Raw genomic sequence first — 20,988 nt, 5'->3', positions numbered from 1 at the left:
ACATTTAAAGCTCTAAAGTAAAATTCTTTAGGGCTTTTTTTTATTTCAAACCTACAGTATTGAAATTCTATAACAAACCTTAAAAATGCTGTAACGCAAAACCTCGGTATGGGTTGCATCTTTGTAATGTAGAAAAGAAATAGAAGTGATAATTAATAAAAACATAAAAAAACAATTAACGCTTACATTAATCATTTCAGTAGGTGTCAGCATATTTTCTTGCGATTTTGATAGAGATGAAAACGAAAACAATCTATACAATAATGAAGCTATAAACAAAAGAGTTCAAGTTAATATAGAAGAAGCCAAAATAATGTCAGACATAGCAATATTGAACGAAACTCTAATAGCTATGAGTGATTCCGTAAAAGGAAAAAGCAATAATTATCATGTTAAAAACATATCAAATAAGTTAAAAAAAGACAACCTAAAAATTAAAAAAAGCTTAAATGAATTAGCAGAAAAAAAATTGATTCTATTACCAAACAAAATAGATGAAAATGAAATACTCGAGCTACATGAAAATGAAAAAGCTGATTTTTCTGAAATCTATTTAAAAAAAATTGAAGCCTTATTAAAAAATCAAATTACACAATTGGAATATTTATCAAACATTACAAATGATGTAGATTTTAAGGTACTAACTGTAAAAATATTAGTGAATTTAAATTATAATTTAAATCAAACACAAAAAATTCTAAAAACAAATTATTAACCATTAAAATTAAATATTATGAGAAGTTTATTATATCTAGTAGCGGTTGTACTTATAATAGGTTGGGCTTTAGGGTTCTTCGTTTACAGTGCAGGAGGATTGATACATATTTTATTAGTAATAGCTGTAATAGCCATACTACTAAGATTAATTGGTGGTAGAGGCGTATAGTTTCAATTCCAACTTAAAAAAACAAAAGCATCAACAACATGATGACTAATTATAAATTTAAAAAAACAAATTATGAAATCAAATGTATTAGGCGTATTAGCAGGAATTGCTACAGGAGCCATATTAGGGGTGTTATTTGCACCAGATAAAGGATCAAAAACAAGAAAAAAAATTAAAAACAAAACTATTGAAGCTAAAGAAACACTAAAAGAAGAGTTTGATAATTTTTTAGATACCGTATCTAAAAAGTATGAAACGGCAGTTAAAAGTGGGGAAGAAATTCTTGAAAAAGGAAAAAAAGAAGTAAAAAAAACGACGAATTCTTAAGCTTAAAAAAGCAAACCAAAAGAACTGAATCGTCTTCAAGTAAGAAGTAATTAATCAAATAAAAAAAAAGTAAAATGAAAACATTAAAAATAACATTAGGACTCGTTGTAGCATCAGCAATGTTTGTTGCATGTAACGATAGCCAGAAAAATGTGGCTGAAAAAAAAGTAGACAATTTCGAATTTTATATAGATTCCGTTAGTCGTGAAGCAGTTGATGAGGCCGCTGAAAATTGGGAAGCTATTGAAGCAAACTATCAAAAAATGAAAGCTGATGTGGATAATTCTATCACATCTGTAGAAGAGAATTCAGTATTGCAAAATGACGTGGATCAAGCAACCTTAAAATATGAAAAATTTAAATCGGAAGTGATTGCTGAACATGAAATAATGAAAGCCGAAAATTCAAAAATGATGATTCGCAAATCATTATTAGGAAGTGAATACACAGGTGGCGACATGCAGTTTGCATGGATTAACAAAGATAATATTTTAGGTGTTTACCAAAATTTTGTTGATACCGTTGATAAAAACAAAGATTCATATTCTCGTGAAGATTGGGATGAAATTAAATTGATTTACGAAGCCATCGACACTAGAAAAAACACCGTCGAAAAAGAAGGTTTGTCTAGTGAAGATAACAGAAAAATTGCCGCTTTAAAATTGAAATTTGCACCTATGTACACAGTAAATAGAATGGGCGCAAAATCAGATGAAAACGCCGAGGCAAAAAAATAATTATTAGTTTATAAAGACTAAAAAACCAAAAAGAAAAAAATGAAAACATATTTAATAACTGGTATTCTAATATTAATAGCAACAGTATCAATGAATGCGCAAGATATTTCAAAAAACGCATTAGGATTACGTTTAGGTGATAGTGATGGTTTTGGAGCCGAAGTTTCCTACCAAAGAGCTTTAAACGCTAATAAAAGATTAGAGTTTGACCTTGGTTGGAGAGATAGTAGATACTATGATGGTTTTAAACTAGCAGCATTACACCAATGGGTGTGGAATATCGATGGCGGCTTTAATTGGTACGCTGGTGTTGGTGGCGGTTTAGGATCTTATAGTTTTAACGATGATTTTAATAATGGCAATGGTAATGACCGTAGTGATACGTTTGTATTTGCCGCTGGTGACATTGGTATAGAATATAATTTCGATTTTCCTTTATTATTATCCCTCGATTTCAGACCCGAAATAGGATTTGGTGACGAAGTTTATGATAACAATGACTTGGATTTTGATATTGCCCTAGGCGTTAGATATCAGTTTTAAATTAAATAAATTTTAAAAATTAAAATTATGGAAATTACAAAAGCAAACGAAGAAACCGTAAATATATTACAAGAATTGCTTCAGAAAAATTACGATGCTGAAGCAGGTTACAAACAAATAATGCAGAAAGCTGAGAATACAGTTTTGAAACAGTGGTTGCAAGATAAAGCGAAACAAAGAAGCCAATTTGCAAATGAATTAGATGGCTTAATAAGAAACTTACATGCAACACCTGTTAAAGATGGTTCGCTTTTAGGATCTGCACATAGAGCATGGATTGATGTAAAAACCACTTTAAGTTCTAACACAGACGAAGCAATTCTTGAAGAATGCATCAGAGGTGAAAAAGCCAGTGTAAACGAATATGAAAAACAACTTGAAAAAGTTAGTAACTTTTCAGATGTGAACAATGTAGTTTACAATCAAATGGTTAGTGTAAAAACAGCCTTAAATACTGTAAAAAGACTTGAAGATATTTCAAAGTAGTAAAAAAAAATTAATTAACTAAAAAACATAAAAAATGAAAAAATTAGCATATACATTTTTAATATTAGCAGCAGCGGGAACAATTTTCACAGGCTGTAGAGAGAAAAAAACGGCAGGTGAAAAAATTGAAGATGGCGTTGAAGAAGTAGGAGATGGAATTGAAGATGCAGCAGATGACGTTGAAGACGCTGTAGATTAATAATATATTTAGCATAAATAAAAAAGACTGCCAAAAGCAGTCTTTTTTATTTATAAAATCTAAGTTCTTTAACTTACAGCTGCTTTAATACGTTTAATAGCTTCTATAATTTGCTCTTGAGATGCAGCGTATGAAATCCTGATACAATCTGGATTTCCAAACGATTCCCCATCAACAGTAGCCACTAAAGCTTCGCTTAATAAAAACAATGAAAAATCAGAGGCATTGTTAATTTTATGTCCTTTTATGGTTTTTCCAAAGAAATAAGAAATATTCGGGAATACATAAAAAGCACCTTCAGGAATATTGGTTTTAAAACCTTCAATTTCGTTTAGTAATCCTAAGATTAAATCACGACGTACCTTAAACTCATCAATCATATATTGCACACGACTTGGAGATTCGTTAAGCGCTGTAATGGTAGCACGTTGTGCAATACAGTTAGCACCACTTGTAATTTGTCCTTGCATTTTGTTACATGCACGCGCAATTTTTTCAGGAGCACCAATATATCCAATACGCCATCCCGTCATAGCAAACGCTTTTGATACACCGTTTACGGTAATGGTTCTATCGTACATATCTTCAAACTGTGCCATACTTGAATGACCACCAACATAGTTTATGTGTTCATAAATTTCATCAGAAACCACATAAATATTTGGGTATTTCACCAGTACATCAGCTAAACCACGCAATTCTTCTTTACTATAAATAGATCCACTTGGGTTACAAGGCGAACTAAACCAAATCATTTTAGTTTTTGGTGTTATGGCCGCTTCCAACTGTGCAGGTGTCATTTTAAAATCGGTATCAATCGTTGTTTTAACTTCAACAGGAATACCATCGTTTAATTTTACCAAATCGGCATAACTAACCCAGTATGGGCAAGGCATAATAACTTCATCACCTTTGTTGGTCATAACCGCGGCAATATTAGCTAACGATTGTTTAGCACCGGTAGAAACCACAATTTGGTTTGGTGTATAAGTTAAACCGTTATCACGCTTAAACTTCGTGATGATGGCTTGTTTTAAATCGCCATATCCATCAACAGGTGAGTATGAGTTGTAATTGTCGTTAATTGCTTGAATAGCGGCTTCTTTTATAAAATCTGGAGTATTAAAATCCGGTTCACCAAGGCTTAAGCCTATAATATCTTTACCTTCTTCTTTTAACTCTCTTGCTTTTGCAGCCATTGCCAAAGTTGCAGACTGCGCCATGTTTAAAATCCTATCTGATAGTAATTGCATTTATAAATAAATAATAATTGTTAGACGTGTAAAGCGGGTTTCATGCCCATTTCTTTTAAATGTTTGAAATGTGCCATAATAGCTTTACGGGTAGTTCTATATTCGTTGTATGGTAAGTTGAATTCTTTAGCGGTTTCCTTAACTATTTTTGAAATTTTAGTGTAATGAACATGGCTAATATGCGGAAAAATATGGTGCTCTACTTGGTGGTTCAATCCGCCAGTAAACCAATTTACTATTTTGTTTTTGGTACTGAAATTGATGGTGGTTCTAAGTTGATGAACAGCCCAAGTGTTTTTCATAGTGCCGTCAGATTCTGGCAGAGGCATTTCAGCATCTTCCATAACGTGAGCTAATTGAAACACCACGCTTAAAATTAAACCAGCAGTATAGTGCATTACAAAAAAGCCAATTAAAATTTTCCACCAAGCAATATCTAAAATCAACATAGGCAGCACAATCCAAACAGCCACATAAATAATTTTTGAAATAACCAGTTTACTCCAGTTCCAAACGGGGTTTGGGAATTTTCCATAAGACAATTTACGTTTCATGTAACGTCTCATTTGTTGAAAATCGGTAGTAATAGCCCAATTAATGGTTAACAACCCGTATAGTAAAACCGAATAATATTGTTGAAATTTATGGTACCAACGCCATTCAGAATGCTCGGTAAAACGCATAATGCGTCCCGCTTCTAAATCTTCATCATGCCCATGAATATTTGTGTATGTATGGTGCAAAACGTTGTGTTGCACTTTCCAGTTATAAACATTGCCCGCAAGAATATAAATACTGCTTCCCATTAAACGGTTTATCCATTCTTTGTTGGAAAAAGAGCCGTGGTTTCCATCATGCATCACATTCATACCAACACCAGCCATACCTATTCCCATTACAATGGTAAGTAATAATTGCGCCCACCCAGGAATGCTTAATGTTAAAAGCAAAAAATAAGGTGTTAAAAACAGAGAAAACATAACAATGGTTTTGGCCCATAATTTCCAGTTTCCTGTTCTTTTAATGTCATTATCTTTAAAGTAATCGTTAACACGTTTGTTTAGTGTTCTAAAAAACTTTGCAGAGTCTATTCTCGAAAATGAAAGCGTTTCTTTTGTCATGCTATTAATTTAATGTTTGTATATAATTAAGTTGGCTTTATTAAATACGCCGCAAAGATAGGCATAAACCAACTTAAGTAATAACGTTTTTTTGTAAAAATATGTACTTAAAAAGTATATTTTTGTTGAAAATTTAACAAGAATGGACCTGATACTAAAATACTTTACGAATCTTACCGACGATCAAATAAGTAAATTCCAAAAATTAGAAGCGCTTTATCAAGATTGGAATTTGAAAATAAACGTGGTATCTCGTAAAGATATTGATGAACTTTATTTAAGACATGTTCTACATTCTTTAGGCATTGCAAAAGTTGTTGAATTTAAAGATGGCAGCAAGATTTTAGATGTTGGTACCGGTGGAGGTTTCCCTGGCATTCCCTTAGCCATTTTGTTCCCAAACTGTTCGTTTCATTTGGTTGATAGTATTGCCAAAAAATTAAAAGTGGTTGATGAAGTTGTTGAAGGTTTAGGCTTAACCAACGTAAAAACAACCCACAGCAGGGTTGAAGAAATTAATGATACTTTCGATTTTATAGTAAGCAGAGCCGTAGCCTTTATGCCAACTTTTACACACTGGGTAAAAGGCAAAATTGCCAAAGAACAAAAAAACGCCCTTAAAAATGGTATTTTATATTTAAAAGGCGGCGATTTAACCGAAGAACTTCAAGATTACAAAACTGTAACCATTTATAATTTAAGCGATTTTTATACCGAAGATTTTTACGAAACCAAAAAAGTGGTTCACTTGCCTTTAAAGTTTAAGAGGTTAGTATAAGGGTGTTACCACAAGGGTCGCGCTATACACTAATAGTTTTGGCTCGCTGCGCCTACTCGCCAAAAGCTAACCGTTTCTATCGCTAACCCACCTGCAACCAATGTTAGTTACTTTTTAATAGAACCACGAGTATTTGCTAAATTTTGGATAAAATTGAGCTAAAGAGGCGTAAAAAATCCATTGTTTTTATAAGTGAATATTTGCATATTCGTAAATATAATATTGATATAGACAGTTGTTTACATCCAATTGTTGTATTGCATTTGAGAAATGAAAAACACATTGACAAATAGAACATTTAAAACACCATTAGAAATAATTTCTTGTGCTCTAAAATCAAACTTCTCATTTATTGAAACTCATAACGCTAGACGTTATGAAAACGGAACTTATGAAAAGTTTAAAACTTCTGCATTCGACATTGAACTGATTGAATTTAAAATAAAACAACCCAATTATCTTGGAGAAACAATATCTGATTCTAAATGTTGGATTTGACTTTATCACTGACGAAAATTTAGATGCTTTCGAAATCACAAATGACCAATGCAAATTACACATTGGAACTGAAGATGGAGAAGTATTGAATTATAGAGCTAAAATAATGATTGGTTTCCAACTCGACTTTTGAATACAAAAAACCATTGGCAAGAAATAACCGAGTTAAACAAGTCCTCAATCCAAACGAATGTTCCTGAATTAAAAACTGGAGAAAAAATTAATTTGCAATATTTGAGTGCTTACAACAGACAAAATACTGAAACTTTAAACACTTGGGTGGCTGTCGACGAAAATAAATCGAAACTTGAAAAATAGATTGGAATAAAATAAAAAAACGCACTACAGCACGAGTAGCCGTTGCACAAGTCCCTAATTTGAAAAAAACAAGTTAAAAACACGCCCTTTAAGGGCGTTTATTTTTTGGATTAAGTACCTTTTAAACAAAATTAGAGGGATTGTATGGTGCTAAAATTAGCGATAGCATTCCTTTAATGGTCTGTATATGGGCGCCTAGGCTTTCTGCACCACTTTTGCTGCTTCTTTCTGTAAATTTCAGGTACTTTTTAAGATTGTAGGCTATGGCAGAGATCTGCATACATTTATTGGCCTGCTTGATACCGAAGGTATTAACCTTGCTTAGATCCATAAACTGGGTTAGGGTGCCAAATACAGGCTCTACCGTACTTTGCCGCTTGCCTTTCATGTAGCGTCCCTGTGGGCTATTTACTCTGGCAATATTTCGCTCATACTCGGCGCGGTAATAGGTTACGGTAAATTCCTTTTCTAGATTGGAATTTAACAGTCCTAAACTAATAGATACATTCCTTTAAGAAACATCTATCCCTAAACATTGCTTTAGTTTTGTATCCATATCTATTTATTTTTAACATGGTTAATTTCCTTATGCATCTTTGCTCGCACTTTATTCGGTCTCTTGCCATAGGACCTAGGTACTGTCCAGATTCCAAGAGAATGATAGAAGGGTGGGATTTCTATGAAACGATATCACAATAAAGCTGTGTATCTAGCCGAGACCTCTCTATCCCTTCTATTTTTACTTGTATTATTAATCAGAAATTTACTATTTTTAAATTCAATTAACAACCATGTCGTAAACATACGAGCCGAGACCGTTAAACGAGATCTTCAAATCAACACAACAAAACCTCCAAAGCAGGCTGTAAGTGGTGGTATTCAAAATAAAAGCCTTTATCTTCTATTTTTTTATTGCTGACGCGTTGGCTATCAAACAGCAAGGTGTGCATGTCGCCTAAAACCAATTTCATAAAAACCCTTGGAATGTTGGGTAAAAACAAAGGTTTATTTAATGTACTCGCTATGGTTTTTGTTAATTCTTGGTTGGTTACCGGGTTGGGCGCTACACCATTATACACTCCAGGTAGTTGATACTTTAATACGTATAAAAATAGTTGTGCCAAGTCGGAGATATGTATCCACGATTGCCATTGTTTTCCATCGCCAAAAGCAGCACCCATGCCTAATTTTATGGGTTTAAGCATTTCGGTAAGCGCACCACCTTTATGGGAAAGCACCAAGCCTATTCTAATTTTAGATACCGTAATATTTAATTCGGAAAAAGCATCTACTTCCTGCTCCCAAATTTGCACAACGCTACTTAAAAACGAATCGTCAAAATCTTTAAAGGTTTCATCATAATAATTAATCAACGAATCTGGATAAATACCAATGGCACTTGCTGAAATAACTTGTTTTACCGTATGCCCAATGGTTTTTAAACTGGCAACCAATAGCTGTGTGGTTTCTTTTCGGCTTGAAATAATCTCTTTTTTGTATGAGGAAGTCCACCGTTTTGACACCGTAGCGCCCGCTAAATGAATAATAGCATCAACACCTTTAAAACAATTGATATCAATTTCCTGTTGTTTGGGGTTCCAATAAAAGCCCTGTGTTTTATCGGATTGGTTTATTTTAGATTTACTCGTGGTTAAGTAATTTACCGCAATATCTTTTTTATGACAAAGTTTTACAATCTCTTGCCCTATAAGTCCCGTTGCTCCTGTAATTAAAACTCGCATTTTTCTTTTTTATTTAAAGTTACGAAACGAAAAAGGCATTTGCTAAGGTTTTGTATTAGGTTTAACAGAATAGGTATTGGGTGTTGGGTATTGGGTGCTAGGTGTTAGTCGATAATTGATAATTGATAATTGATAATTGATAATGTAAAACTAAAAATCTCGCAAAGACGCAGAGGCGCAAAGCAAATATTTTGAGTAAAAACTGAGACTGTTCACCGAGACTGAAAACTATTTCGTGGCTCTGAGCATTTAACTTCGTTGAATGTTACGCTTCTCTAGAAGCCCGCAACATTTCACGTTTACCCGGTGGCCCAGGGAGTTTTTCTACTTTAAAACCTACGGCTTGCATAGCGCGACGTACACTGCCTTTGGCGGCGTAAGTTACTAATACACCATTTTCTTTTAAGGCTTCATACATTTTTTTGAAGATGGTTTCCGTCCATAATTCGGGTTGAACACGGGCGCCAAAAGCATCAAAATAAATGAGGTTATAGCTATTGGTTTCTTCAATTTCTGAAAAAAAACGGTTTTGTTTAGCAAGTGAAAAGTTATTGGAAATAGCATGTGGGGTTTCCCAAGAAACCTCGTGCATGATTTTAAAAAGAGGTTCTTTTCCGTTTGCCTCCAATTGATTGGGATAGTTGAGTTGCTCAATTTCATTCATTCCTACGGGATAGCCTTCAACACCAACATAATCAATTTTAACACCTAATTTTTCGGCTTCTAGTAAAGTTATAAAGGCGTTTAATCCTGTGCCGAAGCCTATTTCTAGGATTGAAATTTGCTCATTCCTTACTTTCTGAGACTTCTCGACTGTGCTCGAAGTTACATCAATAGAAACCTCGTTATCAGAACAAAAAAAATGCAAGCCATGTTTTATAAATACGTGATACGCTTCTTGTATGGCGCCGTGCTTGGAGTGGTATTGCTCATCCCATTGCGGTAAGTGAATGGTTGATGATCCATCTCCGGTAATAACTACTTCTCTTTCCAAATTTATTGTTTTATTAAAACGCCATCGGCTTCAAAAGAATAGGTTCGTTTCGGTTGGGTAATGCTTGCAATTTCTTCAGAAGTTTTTCCGGCATCTTCAGCATAATGGCGTTGTTCACCTACCGAAACCTCGTTTACAAAAGCTTTTCCGTTTACAATCACTTCTTTTCCTGCAATGTCTTTCGGTACAAAAAACCCATAATCTTTAAATTTCACCATCACTTCACGTCCATCTTCCAAATTTAAAGTCATCCAACAGCCTTTTGCTTGACACACATCCATCACTTTAGCTTTTATTTTAGAATTCACGCTATCCCCAACCTGCATGCGCTTATATTGTGTTGTCATGTAAGACGCTTCTTTAGCTTCATCGGCAGATATTTTTTCTCCAAAGGAATTGTATGTATCTTTATCTTTACAAGAATTTAGCAAGAACAGACAAAAAGTTGCGAATAATAGATGTTTCATACAATAAAATTTAATTTTTGGATGATTTGTTGTAAATATACCGCTTTTTTAAAAACGTTTTTACTTAAATTTGTAACTTAAAATAACAAGATTTATGAACTCTATAATCAACGACATCGAGATTATAAAATCAAAAGCTACAAAAATAAACGAGGTAGATTTTGATAATTTGGCTTTTGGAAGTGTATTTTCAGACCATATGCTTGAATGTAATTTTAAAGATGGGAAGTGGGAAGCGCCTAAAGTGGTTCCTTACCAAGCCCTTACTTTAGACCCTTCTGCTAAGATTTTCCATTACGGACAATCGGTTTTTGAAGGTATGAAAGCATATAAAGACGCCAATGAAGATGTCTGGTTATTCCGTCCGTTAGAAAATTTCAAACGTTTGAATATTTCTTCTAAACGTTTAGCTATTCCTGAATTGCCGGAAAGCCATTTTATGGAAGGCTTAAAAGCTTTATTGGAAGTTGATAAAGATTGGATTCCTAAAAACGAAGGCAGCTCTTTATACATCCGTCCTTTCATTTTTGCATCTGGAAACGGTTTTCATGCATCACCTGCCAACGAGTATAAATTTTTAATTTGTACAGCTCCATCAGGTGCTTATTTTTCAGGTAAAGTAAAGGTGCTAATTGAACAAACCTATTCGCGTTCTGCCAATGGTGGTGTAGGTTTTGCTAAAGCTGGTGGTAACTACGCAGGTCAATTTTACCCAACACAATTAGCAGTTGCAAAAGGATACCAACAAGTTATTTGGACTGATGATACCACTCATGAATATATTGAAGAAGCTGGTGCTATGAATATTTTTGTACGTATAAACGATACACTTATTACAGGACCAACGAGTGATAGAATTTTGGATGGTATTACCAGAAAAAGCATTATTGAATTGGCTAAAGCCGAAGGTATTAATGTTGAAGTAAGAAAATTATCGGTACATGAAGTTGTTGAAGCAGCTAAAAACGGGGCTTTAAAAGAAATGTTTGGTGCAGGTACTGCGGCGGTTATTTCGCCAATTTCAGGATTTGGATACAAAGACAACGATTATGATTTACCCGAATTAGAAGATACTTACGCAAGCTATTTAAAAAAGCGTATTACCGATATTCAAACTAATAAAACTGAAGACCCGTTTGGATGGCGTTATAAATTAGATTAAAACATTTAATGATATATTAAAAAAAGAGAAGCTAATTGGCTTCTCTTTTTTTTGTCTTTATAATTATGTGATTCTGAAACAAGTTCAAAATGACGATAACCACTATTTTATTTGTCTAAAATAGATGCAATATTTGGTTTAAAATAATTAGGTCCTTTTAGCACCTTACCGTCTTCTCTGTAAATAGGCAAACCATCTTCACCTAATTTACTCATATTGCTACGCTGTATTTCATCAAACACTTCTTCAATTTTGTACTGCATACCGTGTTCTATAATGGTTCCGCATAAAATGTAAAGCATATCGCCAAGGGCATCGGCTACTTCAACCAAATCGTTGTTATTGGCTGCTTCTAAATATTCTTCATTTTCCTCTTTCATTAAATTAAAACGCAGCGTGTTTTTTTCAATACCTAAATGGGCCTTTGGAGTTTCGCTATGTCCAATTTTAAATGCCGTATGAAATGCCTTTACAGCTTCTATTTTGTTTTTCATAAATACTTATTTTCTCATTCCGGTGAATCTCGAAAACTATCGAGAAGGAATCTCATCATTATTGTTATTTTTGCATAAAATTAATCATATGTTTAGTAAAGGTCAAATCATTTTCGGAGTTTTATTTTTTATTGTGTTCACCATCGTTATTGGTTATACTTACCGAAAAGATTTTAAACTGCACAAACGCTTTTACTCTGGCAGCATATGGGTACTCATCGCTTTTGTAAGTTTTATATTGTTGATTGCCGCTATTAAGTTTATATTTAAGTAATCAATTATTTGTTATTCCTCATTATCTGATGTTACTTTAATTACAATCAAAAGTATACCAAATAACCCGAGTGATAATGAGGTCTCGACTGCGCTCGACCTGACATCAAATTGAATTATTACTAATTATAAACAATTGGTGAATGATAAAAAAGTGTACTTTTCTCACTGGGAAAAAACTTTTTTTAGCTGTTTTATAATTAGTTTGAATATTTGACGCAACCTTTTTTAAAGTTGTGCATCTATTAAGTAACTAACATAACTAAAATCATGAATATAATTCTCATTATCAGTGCTCTTATAGTTGTAAACCTTATTCTTTTGGTATTTAGTGTCAATAAAAAAACAGAACCTTAATTTAAGATTCTGCTTTTATTTTATTGGAAAATTATCCTCCAAAGTCATCAAATCGGATGTGTTCATCTGGAATACCAAAATCTTCACCCATTTTTTGAACAGCTTTGTTCATTAATGGAGGTCCACAGAAATATAGTTCTATATCCTCTGGCGATTCGTGTTTGCTTAAATAATTATCAATAACACAGTTATGAATGAATCCTACAAACCCATCACCTGGCGAATCGATATCTGCTTTTACTTTCCAGTTATCTTCTGGTAAAGGCTCCGATAAAGCTAAATAGAATTTAAAGTTAGGGAAACTATCCTCTAATTGTTTAAAGTGATCTAAATAGAATAACTCACGTTTAGAACGTCCACCGTACCAATAGGTTACTTTTCTACCGGTTTTTAAGGTTTTGAACAAGTGGTATAAGTGCGAACGCATTGGCGCCATACCTGCTCCACCACCAACATAAAGCATTTCAGAATCTGATTCGTTGATAAAGAACTCACCGTAAGGTCCTGAAATAGTTACTTTATCTCCTTTTTTCTGGTTGAAAATATATGATGAAGCTACACCAGGGTTTACATCCATCCAACCATTTTTATTTCTATCCCAAGGTGGCGTTGCAATACGAACGTTCAACATAATTTCACGTCCTTCAGCTGGGTAAGAAGCCATAGAATAGGCACGCTCAACAGTTTCGGCGTTTTTCATTGTTAAACTCCACAAACCAAACTTATCCCATTCTGCTTGAAATTTATCTGGTGTTTCATGTTCTTCAGGATGCGCCGTAATATCCATATCTGAATATTTTATTTCACAAGGAGGAATTTCAATTTGAATATATCCACCTGCTTTGTAACCCATATCTTCAGGAATTTCAACTACAAATTCCTTAATAAACGATGCTACGTTATAATTACGAACAACCGTTGCTTCCCATTTTTTAATACCAAAAACTTCTTCTGGAATGGTAATGTTCATGTCTTGTTTCACTTTAACTTGACAAGCTAAACGTGCTCCATGCTGTAACTCTTTTCGAGTAAAATGAGGAGTTTCAGTTGGAAGTGCTTCACCTCCACCAGATAATACATGACATTCACATTGAATACAAGTTCCTCCACCACCACAAGCTGATGGCAAGAATATTTTTTGATTTCCTAAAGTAGATAGTAAACTACCTCCTGAAGCTACTTCAATTTCCTTTTCACCATTGATCGTGATTTTTACCGGTCCTGATGGTGATAATTTTTGTTTTACAACTAATAATAATGTTACCAATAAAATAGTAATAATTAAAAAAGCTGTTACTGTAGCTATGATTGTTCCTAATGTACCTGCGGCTAAAATTATATTACTCATTGTCTTTTATATTATTAGCTAACACTTTATCTCCTTTTTCTACTTCCGAATCAACTTTGGCTGTTTTTTCTTCTTGTTTTGCACCTTCATCACCACCAGTTAACATACCTCCAAAACTCATAAATCCAATAGCCATTAAGCCCGTAATGATAAATGTAATACCCAACCCTCTTAAGGCAGGTGGTACATTTGAATATCTAATTTTCTCACGAATGGCGGCAATAGCAAGAATAGCTAAAAACCATCCAATACCAGAACCAACACCGTATGTGGTGGCTAAACCTAATGTTGGAATTTCACGCGATTGCATAAATAACGATCCACCAAGGATAGCACAGTTTACCGCGATAAGTGGTAAAAAGATACCTAGTGAATTGTATAATGATGGTGAAAATTTCTCTACAACAATCTCTACCAATTGTACCATAGTTGCAATGGTAGCAATAAACATGATGAATGATAGGAAACTTAAATCGTAATCGGCATACTCAGCACCTAACCAAGCTAATGCACCTGGTTGTAATAAATACTGATCCAATAACCAGTTTAAAGGGACTGTAATAGCCAATACAAAAATAACGGCAGCTCCCAAACCAACTGCTGTACTTACTTTTTTTGATACAGCAAGGTAAGAACACATTCCTAGGAACGTGGCAAACACCATGTTATCTATAAATATTGATTTTAAAAATAATTCTAAATGTTCCATATTCTTTTAAGTTTTCAGTCTCAGTCTCAGTTTACAGTGACTACTGTTTACTGCAACTGCAAACTGTATACTGATTAATCTTCTATTAATGCTTTATTTCTTGAACGTTGTACCCAAATGATGATTCCAACTACTATTAATGCCATAGGAGACAATAACATGAAACCATTATTTTCGTAACCAATAGCGTATAATCCTGTTTTTTCGATAGGATCTCCTAAAACCTTAAATCCTAACAAAGTACCAGAACCTAACAATTCTCTAAAGAAACCAACAATTACAAGAATCAATCCGTAACCAGCAGCATTACCAATACCATCTAAAAACGAACGCCAAGGACCGTTTGCTAAAGCGAACGCTTCAAAACGCCCCATGATGATACAGTTGGTAATAATCAAACCTACAAAAACCGATAAGGTTTTACTTAACTCGTAAGAGTACGCTTTTAATACTTGGTCTACTATAATTACTAAAGCAGCAACCACAACCAATTGAACAATAATCCTAATTTTAGATGGGATGATGTTTCTCATTAATGAAATAACCACGTTTCCTATTCCTAGAACCGCCATTACCGACACTGCCATTACAATAGATGCTTTTAATTGCGCTGTAATAGCCAAAGCTGAACAAATACCTAATACCTGAATGGTAATTGGGTTGTTATCCGCTAACGGATCAGTAATTAACTTCGTGTCTTTTTTTGATAAAAGTCCCATAAGATTAATTGTTTTTTAAATTATCAAAATAAGGTTTGTAAAGCTTTAAATCGCTTTTAATCATAGCTGTTACACCGTCGCCCGTAATAGTAGCTCCAGCAATAGCATCCACCTCATTATCTGTTTTAATATCGTTTTTTGGATCGGCATTTCCTTTTGCTACGGTAACACCTGCAAAATCGCCAGCATCTGTTAATAGGTGTTCACCAATAAAATCGTCCATAAAGAAACGCTCTTTAATATTGGCACCTAAACCAGGAGTTTCCCCTTTATGGTCAAAATAAGCACCTTGAATTACCATGTTTTCATCTAAAGACACATAGCCCCAAATAGCATCCCAAAGTCCTTTACCATATATTGGTGCAACATAAAACGTTTTACCGTCTTTTTCACCAACAAACAAAGGCAACCTTCTTACGCCTCCGGTTTTAGCTTTCGCTTGCTCTTTTTTAACATCAATTAAATAAGCTTCGCTATCTTCCTTTACATCGCCTCCATCAATAACCAATTGTTTTTTAATGTGTTTTGAAAACAAAGCGGCAGCTTCTTGGGTAGATACGAAAGACGCACTACTTTCATCATTATTATTTACACCCATGGCGTATAGAATGTTTTGTTGCTTTTCTATACGTTGGTTTTCAGAAATTTGCGGTTTCAATGAAGATGCTGTAAATGCTAATAAAGCCCCTACAATAAGTACCATTGCTATCGCAAATATTATGGTATATGAATTTTTATCTGTTCTACTTTCCATCTTAAGCCGTTTTTACTTTTAAACGTTTCAATCTTTTCTTCACGTTGCCTTGAATTACATAGTAATCTATAGTTGGAGCAAACACATTCATTAAAAGAATAGCCAACATAACACCTTCTGGATATGCAGGGTTGAATACACGAATTAAAATAGAAATGAATCCTATTAAAAATCCGTAGTACCATTTTCCTTTGTTGGTTTGTGATGCTGTAACAGGATCGGTAGCCATAAACACGGTACCAAAAGCAAATCCACCAATAATTAAGTGCTCCCAAAAAGGGGTACTCATTAATGAATAAAATTTACTAGTTTCAGTAATAACACCTGCATCAACAATTTGATTGAATATTAAACCCATTACCGAAGCACCTAATACTGATGACAACATGATTCTCCAGCTTCCTATTTTAGCGAATATTAAAAATAACCCACCTAAAAGGATTAATAAAGTGGAAGTTTCACCTACGGAACCAGGTATAAAGCCCATAAACATATCCCAAGTTGAAAAAGCAACTTCTTTTCCTTGAGCCAAACTACCTAAAATGGTTTCACCAGAAATAGCATCTAAGTTAGCTCCTGCTGCAATTTCATTGGTTCTTTCAACCGCACCTTCAACCCAAACTTTATCTCCAGACATCCAAGTTGGATATGCGAAGAATAAAAAGGCTCTAATAGTTAATGCCGGATTTAAGATATTCATACCTGTACCACCAAATACTTCTTTTCCTATTACCACACCAAATGCAACGGCTACAGCCAACATCCAAAGTGGAATATCAACAGGAACAATAAGTGGCACTAACATACCTGTTACAAGGTATCCTTCTTCTACTTCGTGTTTTTTAATGATGGCGAATAAGAATTCAATTCCTAAACCAACACCATAAGAAACAATAACCAATGGAATTATTTTCCAGAAGCCAATTAAGAAGTTATCTAAGGTCCAAAATTCCGAACTAAAAAAACTTCCTGCTACTGCTTGAATATCTCCAACAGCTAAGTTGTGTTGGTAACCAGCATTGAACATTCCGAAGATTAAACATGGTACCATAGCCATTATTACGGTGTTCATGGTACGTTTTAAATCATCGGCAACTTTAATATGAGTTCCATTATGCGTGGTCTCATCTGGTAAGTATAAAAAAGTGTGAAGCGCATTGAACGCTGGAGCCCATTTAGACCCTCTATACTTTCTTTTTAAAATATGTAATCGTGTCTTTAAATTCATTACCCTATCTCTTTAAGCATTACATCTAATCCTTTTCTAATAATCTCTTGATGTGGTTGTTTAGATACACATACAAATTCGGTTAAAGCAAAATCTTCAGGTGCAACTTCATACATACCTAAAGCTTCCATTTCGTCTAGATCTTTATACATACAAGCTTTTAGAATTTGCATCGGATATATATCTAATGGGAAAACTTCTTCATAACCACCTGTAACCACAAAAGCACGATGCTCACCATTGGTATTGGTATTTAAATCGTATTTTTTATTTGGGTTTAACCAAGAAAATGTAAATGCTCTTGATGTTGAAACTTTATTAAATACAGGTTTATTCCAACCGAAAAGTTCGTAATCGTCACCTTCAGGAATTACCGTAATCACATTGCTGTAATAATCTAAATAACCATCTGGTTTAATATGTTTACCGCTTAATACATTCCCGGAAATAACACGCACACGTGCTCTTTGGGTAATGCCTTTATCATAAATCATGGTAGCCACTTCACTACCAATTTTAGTAGTAAAATATCTTGGTTTTTCTACTGAAGAACCAGCCAAAGCCACGATACGCTCAGCATTAAACTTACCTGTTAAAAGCAATTCACCAATAATAACTAAATCTTGTGCTGCAACCGTCCAAACTACTTCGCCTTTATTTACGGGATCTACTTTATTAATCAAAGTTCCCACATTTCCAGACGGATGCGGACCCGACACTTTATGAAGCGTAATACCAGACAAACCTGCTAATGGCGATGTAGACTTAGCTCCAACCGATACATGCACCTTACCTTCGGTAAGTTTACCTAGTGCCGTAACTGCTGCTTGCAATGCTGCTTCTTTTCCTTTTAGTGTAAAATCCAAATCGGCTGCTAAAGGAGCACTGGCATAACCTGAAATAAAAATAGCTTTTGGCGCTCTATCAGGGCTTGCAATCACATCGTACGGTCGTTGCTTTATAAAAGGCCAACAACCAGAAGCTAATAAATGCGCTTTCACCTCATTTGGTTTGGCGGCATCTACATTAAACACACCATAATCTTGGTATGTTTGCTCTTTATCTGCTTGAAATTTAATTGATAAAATTCTGCGTTTTTCACCACGGGCAATTTCTATAATTTCACCAGAAACTGGAGAAACAAACTTGATGTTTTCGTTGGATTTATCGAAAAAAACAGGTTCACCCGCTTTCACTTTAGTTCCAACTTTAGAAATTAATTTAGGGATAACGCCATGGAAATCTTCAGGCCTTAAAGTATAAAAGTTGCTTAAAATCGCCTTTTCCAAGGTTTTTTCAGCTTCACCTTTAAGTTTAATGTCTAGACCTTTTTTAATGCGAATGTCGTTTGACATATTATATATATTGAAATTATTTGTCTAAAAATCGGTGCAAAAATACAAATTAAATATGCAGTTTACATAATAAATACTTAGATTTTTTTTGAGCCAAATAGAATATAGGAGTTAGGCATAAAATTTGTTTATATTTACAAAAAAACTGCTTTTAAAAATGCCTTTATTGAAATATAAATATTTTCTTCTTTTACTGTTGGTTTCTACAACCTTATTTGCCCAAGTGAAAGAAGTGAACCCGCCAAACTATATTAAAACCATCAATTTTAAAGGCAATACGCCCGAAACCCAACTACCCATTTTAAAATTGGGCGAATATGTAGTTTTAGAATTTGATGCCCTTAACGGAAACGAGGATGATTACTACTACAAAATAGACCATTATAATTACGACTGGACGCCATCAATTTTAATGAAATCTGAATTTATGGATGGTTTTGATAACCAACGCATCCGAAATTATGAAAACTCATTCAACACCTATCAAATATATTCACATTACCAACTCACCATCCCAAACGAGCAAACCAAACGCTTAAAAGTATCGGGCAACTATTTATTAAGGGTCTTCAACAATAATGATGAACTTGTATTTTCCAGAAAATTCATGATTTACGAAGACCAAGCTGCCGTTGGCGTTAGCATAAAACGAGCACGCGACATTCAATTTATCGAAAAAAAACAGCGTGTTGAAATTCTCATTACCCCAAACAGCGGGCAACTTAACAACCCAACACAAACGGTAAAAACGGTAATCGTTCAAAACAACAATTTAAACACTGCCATTTATAATTTAAAGCCACAATACACTTTAGGCAATCAGTTAATTTACAAATACGACAGCGAAACCAGTTTTTGGGGCGGTAATGAATATTTGTTTTTTGAAAACAAAGATGTACGTGCTGCCAACACTGGCATTCGTGCCATCGATTTACAAGATCTGTATCACAACTATTTGTTCACAAATGTAGAACGTGCCAGCAAACCATATACTTACAACCCCGATATAAACGGAAATTATGTAATAACCATTTTAGATGCCGACAACCCAAGTATTGAAGCCGATTATGTTTGGGTCCATTTTTCGTTAGCACCAACCGAATGGCTTAAAAACAAAAACATACATGTGTACGGAAATTTTAATAATTATGTTATTGACGATAGCACAAAATTAATGTACGATGAGCGTAATGATGTTTTTAGAAACGCCATCCTATTAAAACAAGGGTTTTACAACTACAAATTTGTTGTAAAAAACAAAAACGGAAGTCTGGATGAAGGTGCCATAAGTGGCAACTTCTACCAAACCGAAAATAATTATAAGGTAATTGTTTATTATAGAGATTTGGGTGCCCGCTACGACAAAATTATAGGCATAGGCGAAGGCAGTTCGGTTAATATTTCCAATTAAACTTACCGTTTAACTAATATTTTAATCAATCCCGTTTAAATTTAGTATTTTAGCAACATAAATACAGGGAACATCCATACTCAACATGGTTCAACAAGTTACAAGAGGCATAAAAATTTCGGTAGAAACCACCTACGAAGGCTCATTTTATAAAAACTATAAAATACAGTACGCCTTTGGTTATACCGTAACCATAGAAAACCAAAGTAAAGACTCCGTTCAACTTAATGCACGCCACTGGGAAATTCTAGACGCTTTAAATAATGTTGAAATAGTTTCTGGCGAAGGTGTTATAGGCAAAAAACCCGTTTTAAAACCGGGCGAATCGCACACTTACACATCGGGCTGTTTATTAACCTCGCCATTTGGCGCCATGCAAGGGTATTACAGCATGGTAAATTTTACCACCACCAAAAACTTTAATGTTACCATACCTACGTTTAAATTAAGCGCACCGTTTGCCATCAATTAATATTTAATTGTAAAGAGCAAACAACAAAGCCATCCTTTAATTATATTTTGGGCGCTACCACAAGGGTCGCGCTATCCGTTACTAGTTTTTGCTCGCTGCGCATACTCGCCAAAAGCTATCCACTACTATCGCTAACGCACTTCTAACGAAATGCAATTTTCCAAACATGAAACACGGATTTTTGCTAAAATCCGTGTTTGGAACATTCAAATATTTAGTATATTTCCTACCACATTTAGAGTGAACCCAAAAGGTTAGACAAATTTATAATTAATTTTGATAATAATGAGCTCGATATTCAGTCGGGCTCATACCTTCTAAATTTAGTTTAATTCTTTCATTATTATAATACTTTAT

25 protein-coding genes and 1 pseudogene are annotated in these 20,988 nt (G+C 34.2%); 12 read left to right on the top strand and 14 right to left on the bottom strand.

Going from position 1 to position 20,988, the window contains the following annotated elements; all coding sequences use genetic code 11:
* Positions 1-145: 145 nt before the first annotated feature.
* The 7 genes from J8H85_RS19000 to J8H85_RS16875 all read left to right on the top strand — a co-directional run bounded on the left by J8H85_RS19000 (position 146) and on the right by J8H85_RS16875 (position 3,178).
* The gene (locus J8H85_RS19000; protein WP_209656593.1) at positions 146-715 is read left to right on the top strand and encodes a DUF4142 domain-containing protein; all 570 of its coding nucleotides are present in this window, start codon (positions 146-148) and stop codon (positions 713-715) included.
* 18 nt (positions 716-733) lie between these two features.
* A complete protein-coding gene (locus tag J8H85_RS16900) occupies positions 734-886 on the top strand; it encodes a lmo0937 family membrane protein (RefSeq protein WP_209656591.1) in 153 nt (50 codons plus the stop codon).
* A 72-nt stretch (positions 887-958) separates the two neighbouring features.
* Positions 959-1,213: a YtxH domain-containing protein gene (locus J8H85_RS16895; RefSeq protein ID WP_209656589.1), complete on the top strand. Its 255-nt coding sequence runs from the start codon at positions 959-961 to the stop codon at positions 1,211-1,213.
* 74 nt (positions 1,214-1,287) lie between these two features.
* Positions 1,288-1,950 (top strand): hypothetical protein, encoded by a 663-nt coding sequence (locus J8H85_RS16890; RefSeq protein WP_209656587.1) that lies wholly within the window; start codon positions 1,288-1,290, stop codon positions 1,948-1,950.
* A 39-nt stretch (positions 1,951-1,989) separates the two neighbouring features.
* Complete coding sequence (locus J8H85_RS16885; protein WP_209656584.1) at positions 1,990-2,493, top strand: hypothetical protein; 504 nt, start codon at positions 1,990-1,992, stop codon at positions 2,491-2,493.
* A gap of 27 nt (positions 2,494-2,520) precedes the next feature.
* Complete coding sequence (locus tag J8H85_RS16880) at positions 2,521-2,979, top strand: ferritin-like domain-containing protein (protein ID WP_209656583.1); 459 nt, start codon at positions 2,521-2,523, stop codon at positions 2,977-2,979.
* Between the two features lie 34 nt (positions 2,980-3,013).
* A complete protein-coding gene (locus J8H85_RS16875) occupies positions 3,014-3,178 on the top strand; it encodes a hypothetical protein (protein WP_209656581.1) in 165 nt (54 codons plus the stop codon).
* A 68-nt stretch (positions 3,179-3,246) separates the two neighbouring features.
* On the opposite strand, the gene J8H85_RS16870 is transcribed toward J8H85_RS16875, so the two are convergent.
* On the bottom strand, positions 3,247-4,431 hold the full coding sequence (locus J8H85_RS16870; RefSeq protein WP_209656579.1) for a pyridoxal phosphate-dependent aminotransferase: 1,185 nt from the start codon (positions 4,429-4,431) through the stop codon (positions 3,247-3,249).
* Positions 4,432-4,451: 20 nt separating this feature from the next.
* A complete protein-coding gene (locus J8H85_RS16865; RefSeq protein WP_209656577.1) occupies positions 4,452-5,552 on the bottom strand; it encodes a fatty acid desaturase family protein in 1,101 nt (366 codons plus the stop codon).
* A 142-nt stretch (positions 5,553-5,694) separates the two neighbouring features.
* Here J8H85_RS16865 and rsmG point away from each other — a divergent pair, with 142 nt between their 5' ends.
* Both rsmG and J8H85_RS16855 read left to right on the top strand, forming a co-directional pair.
* Positions 5,695-6,330, top strand: coding sequence for a 16S rRNA (guanine(527)-N(7))-methyltransferase RsmG (gene rsmG, locus J8H85_RS16860; RefSeq protein ID WP_209656575.1), 636 nt, complete (start codon positions 5,695-5,697; stop codon positions 6,328-6,330).
* Positions 6,331-6,600: 270 nt separating this feature from the next.
* Positions 6,601-6,828, top strand: coding sequence for a hypothetical protein (locus J8H85_RS16855; RefSeq protein WP_209656573.1), 228 nt, complete (start codon positions 6,601-6,603; stop codon positions 6,826-6,828).
* Positions 6,829-7,267: 439 nt separating this feature from the next.
* Here J8H85_RS16855 and J8H85_RS18995 read toward each other — a convergent pair.
* The 4 genes and pseudogenes from J8H85_RS18995 to J8H85_RS16835 form a co-directional block, all read right to left on the bottom strand.
* Positions 7,268-7,615: pseudogene (locus tag J8H85_RS18995) on the bottom strand (transposase); the annotation flags it as partial.
* Positions 7,616-7,982: 367 nt separating this feature from the next.
* Complete coding sequence (locus J8H85_RS16845; RefSeq protein WP_209656571.1) at positions 7,983-8,888, bottom strand: TIGR01777 family oxidoreductase; 906 nt, start codon at positions 8,886-8,888, stop codon at positions 7,983-7,985.
* Between the two features lie 265 nt (positions 8,889-9,153).
* On the bottom strand, positions 9,154-9,882 hold the full coding sequence (gene mnmD, locus J8H85_RS16840) for a tRNA (5-methylaminomethyl-2-thiouridine)(34)-methyltransferase MnmD (protein WP_209656569.1): 729 nt from the start codon (positions 9,880-9,882) through the stop codon (positions 9,154-9,156).
* Between the two features lie 2 nt (positions 9,883-9,884).
* A complete protein-coding gene (locus tag J8H85_RS16835) occupies positions 9,885-10,349 on the bottom strand; it encodes a DUF4920 domain-containing protein (RefSeq protein WP_209656567.1) in 465 nt (154 codons plus the stop codon).
* 94 nt (positions 10,350-10,443) lie between these two features.
* Between J8H85_RS16835 and J8H85_RS16830 the strand changes: the two genes are divergently transcribed.
* Positions 10,444-11,511: a branched-chain amino acid aminotransferase gene (locus tag J8H85_RS16830; protein ID WP_209656565.1), complete on the top strand. Its 1,068-nt coding sequence runs from the start codon at positions 10,444-10,446 to the stop codon at positions 11,509-11,511.
* Between the two features lie 107 nt (positions 11,512-11,618).
* Here the strand turns inward: J8H85_RS16830 and J8H85_RS16825 are convergent, their stop codons facing one another.
* The 7 genes from J8H85_RS16825 to J8H85_RS16795 all read right to left on the bottom strand — a co-directional run bounded on the left by J8H85_RS16825 (position 11,619) and on the right by J8H85_RS16795 (position 18,748).
* Positions 11,619-12,005 carry a pyrophosphohydrolase domain-containing protein gene (locus J8H85_RS16825; protein ID WP_209656564.1) on the bottom strand — a complete coding sequence of 129 codons (387 nt, stop codon included), beginning with the start codon at positions 12,003-12,005 and terminating at the stop codon, positions 11,619-11,621.
* A 661-nt stretch (positions 12,006-12,666) separates the two neighbouring features.
* Positions 12,667-13,974 carry an NADH:ubiquinone reductase (Na(+)-transporting) subunit F gene (gene nqrF / locus J8H85_RS16820; protein ID WP_209656639.1) on the bottom strand — a complete coding sequence of 436 codons (1,308 nt, stop codon included), beginning with the start codon at positions 13,972-13,974 and terminating at the stop codon, positions 12,667-12,669.
* A 1-nt stretch (position 13,975) separates the two neighbouring features.
* Positions 13,976-14,692, bottom strand: a complete 717-nt coding sequence (nqrE, locus tag J8H85_RS16815) for an NADH:ubiquinone reductase (Na(+)-transporting) subunit E (RefSeq protein WP_209656562.1) — start codon at positions 14,690-14,692, stop codon at positions 13,976-13,978.
* A 74-nt stretch (positions 14,693-14,766) separates the two neighbouring features.
* Positions 14,767-15,411, bottom strand: coding sequence for an NADH:ubiquinone reductase (Na(+)-transporting) subunit D (locus tag J8H85_RS16810; protein WP_209656560.1), 645 nt, complete (start codon positions 15,409-15,411; stop codon positions 14,767-14,769).
* A 4-nt stretch (positions 15,412-15,415) separates the two neighbouring features.
* Positions 15,416-16,165 carry a Na(+)-translocating NADH-quinone reductase subunit C gene (locus tag J8H85_RS16805; RefSeq protein ID WP_209656558.1) on the bottom strand — a complete coding sequence of 250 codons (750 nt, stop codon included), beginning with the start codon at positions 16,163-16,165 and terminating at the stop codon, positions 15,416-15,418.
* Between the two features lies 1 nt (position 16,166).
* Positions 16,167-17,393 carry an NADH:ubiquinone reductase (Na(+)-transporting) subunit B gene (locus J8H85_RS16800; protein WP_209656556.1) on the bottom strand — a complete coding sequence of 409 codons (1,227 nt, stop codon included), beginning with the start codon at positions 17,391-17,393 and terminating at the stop codon, positions 16,167-16,169.
* Positions 17,393-18,748: a Na(+)-translocating NADH-quinone reductase subunit A gene (locus J8H85_RS16795; RefSeq protein WP_209656554.1), complete on the bottom strand. Its 1,356-nt coding sequence runs from the start codon at positions 18,746-18,748 to the stop codon at positions 17,393-17,395. The genes J8H85_RS16800 and J8H85_RS16795 overlap by 1 nt, the downstream gene beginning before the upstream one ends.
* A 157-nt stretch (positions 18,749-18,905) precedes the next feature.
* On the opposite strand from J8H85_RS16795, the gene J8H85_RS16790 reads away from it, so the two are divergent.
* Together J8H85_RS16790 and apaG are read left to right on the top strand one after the other, a co-directional pair.
* Positions 18,906-20,159: a type IX secretion system plug protein gene (locus tag J8H85_RS16790; RefSeq protein WP_209656552.1), complete on the top strand. Its 1,254-nt coding sequence runs from the start codon at positions 18,906-18,908 to the stop codon at positions 20,157-20,159.
* Between the two features lie 85 nt (positions 20,160-20,244).
* The gene (apaG, locus tag J8H85_RS16785; RefSeq protein WP_209656550.1) at positions 20,245-20,631 is read left to right on the top strand and encodes a Co2+/Mg2+ efflux protein ApaG; all 387 of its coding nucleotides are present in this window, start codon (positions 20,245-20,247) and stop codon (positions 20,629-20,631) included.
* 270 nt (positions 20,632-20,901) lie between these two features.
* Here the strand turns inward: apaG and J8H85_RS19205 are convergent, their stop codons facing one another.
* Entirely contained in the window at positions 20,902-20,988 is an 87-nt protein-coding gene (locus tag J8H85_RS19205) for an IS3 family transposase (RefSeq protein ID WP_394368987.1), read from the bottom strand.

The sequence above is a fragment of the Mariniflexile gromovii genome (genome assembly GCF_017814435.1).
GTDB lineage: Bacteria > Bacteroidota > Bacteroidia > Flavobacteriales > Flavobacteriaceae > Mariniflexile > Mariniflexile gromovii.
Note: the sequence above shows the minus strand (reverse complement) of the source record. Positions and strands in the feature narration are given on the sequence as shown.

Bases quoted from the DNA above. Each gene is read 5' to 3' on its own strand.
- apaG (WP_209656550.1), top strand. From the start codon at position 20,245: ATGGTTCAACAAGTTACAAGAGGCATAAAAATTTCGGTAGAAACCACC.
- J8H85_RS16830 (WP_209656565.1), top strand. From the start codon at position 10,444: ATGAACTCTATAATCAACGACATCGAGATTATAAAATCAAAAGCTACA.
- J8H85_RS16865 (WP_209656577.1), bottom strand. From the start codon at position 5,552: ATGACAAAAGAAACGCTTTCATTTTCGAGAATAGACTCTGCAAAGTTT.
- nqrE (WP_209656562.1), bottom strand. From the start codon at position 14,692: ATGGAACATTTAGAATTATTTTTAAAATCAATATTTATAGATAACATG.
- J8H85_RS16855 (WP_209656573.1), top strand. From the start codon at position 6,601: ATGAAAAACACATTGACAAATAGAACATTTAAAACACCATTAGAAATA.
- J8H85_RS16875 (WP_209656581.1), top strand. From the start codon at position 3,014: ATGAAAAAATTAGCATATACATTTTTAATATTAGCAGCAGCGGGAACA.
- J8H85_RS16900 (WP_209656591.1), top strand. From the start codon at position 734: ATGAGAAGTTTATTATATCTAGTAGCGGTTGTACTTATAATAGGTTGG.
- J8H85_RS16795 (WP_209656554.1), bottom strand. From the start codon at position 18,748: ATGTCAAACGACATTCGCATTAAAAAAGGTCTAGACATTAAACTTAAA.
- J8H85_RS16835 (WP_209656567.1), bottom strand. From the start codon at position 10,349: ATGAAACATCTATTATTCGCAACTTTTTGTCTGTTCTTGCTAAATTCT.
- J8H85_RS16790 (WP_209656552.1), top strand. From the start codon at position 18,906: ATGCCTTTATTGAAATATAAATATTTTCTTCTTTTACTGTTGGTTTCT.
- J8H85_RS16805 (WP_209656558.1), bottom strand. From the start codon at position 16,165: ATGGAAAGTAGAACAGATAAAAATTCATATACCATAATATTTGCGATA.
- J8H85_RS16885 (WP_209656584.1), top strand. From the start codon at position 1,990: ATGAAAACATATTTAATAACTGGTATTCTAATATTAATAGCAACAGTA.
- J8H85_RS16890 (WP_209656587.1), top strand. From the start codon at position 1,288: ATGAAAACATTAAAAATAACATTAGGACTCGTTGTAGCATCAGCAATG.
- J8H85_RS16800 (WP_209656556.1), bottom strand. From the start codon at position 17,393: ATGAATTTAAAGACACGATTACATATTTTAAAAAGAAAGTATAGAGGG.
- J8H85_RS16810 (WP_209656560.1), bottom strand. From the start codon at position 15,411: ATGGGACTTTTATCAAAAAAAGACACGAAGTTAATTACTGATCCGTTA.
- J8H85_RS16825 (WP_209656564.1), bottom strand. From the start codon at position 12,005: ATGAAAAACAAAATAGAAGCTGTAAAGGCATTTCATACGGCATTTAAA.
- J8H85_RS16870 (WP_209656579.1), bottom strand. From the start codon at position 4,431: ATGCAATTACTATCAGATAGGATTTTAAACATGGCGCAGTCTGCAACT.
- J8H85_RS16880 (WP_209656583.1), top strand. From the start codon at position 2,521: ATGGAAATTACAAAAGCAAACGAAGAAACCGTAAATATATTACAAGAA.
- J8H85_RS16895 (WP_209656589.1), top strand. From the start codon at position 959: ATGAAATCAAATGTATTAGGCGTATTAGCAGGAATTGCTACAGGAGCC.
- J8H85_RS16845 (WP_209656571.1), bottom strand. From the start codon at position 8,888: ATGCGAGTTTTAATTACAGGAGCAACGGGACTTATAGGGCAAGAGATT.
- rsmG (WP_209656575.1), top strand. From the start codon at position 5,695: ATGGACCTGATACTAAAATACTTTACGAATCTTACCGACGATCAAATA.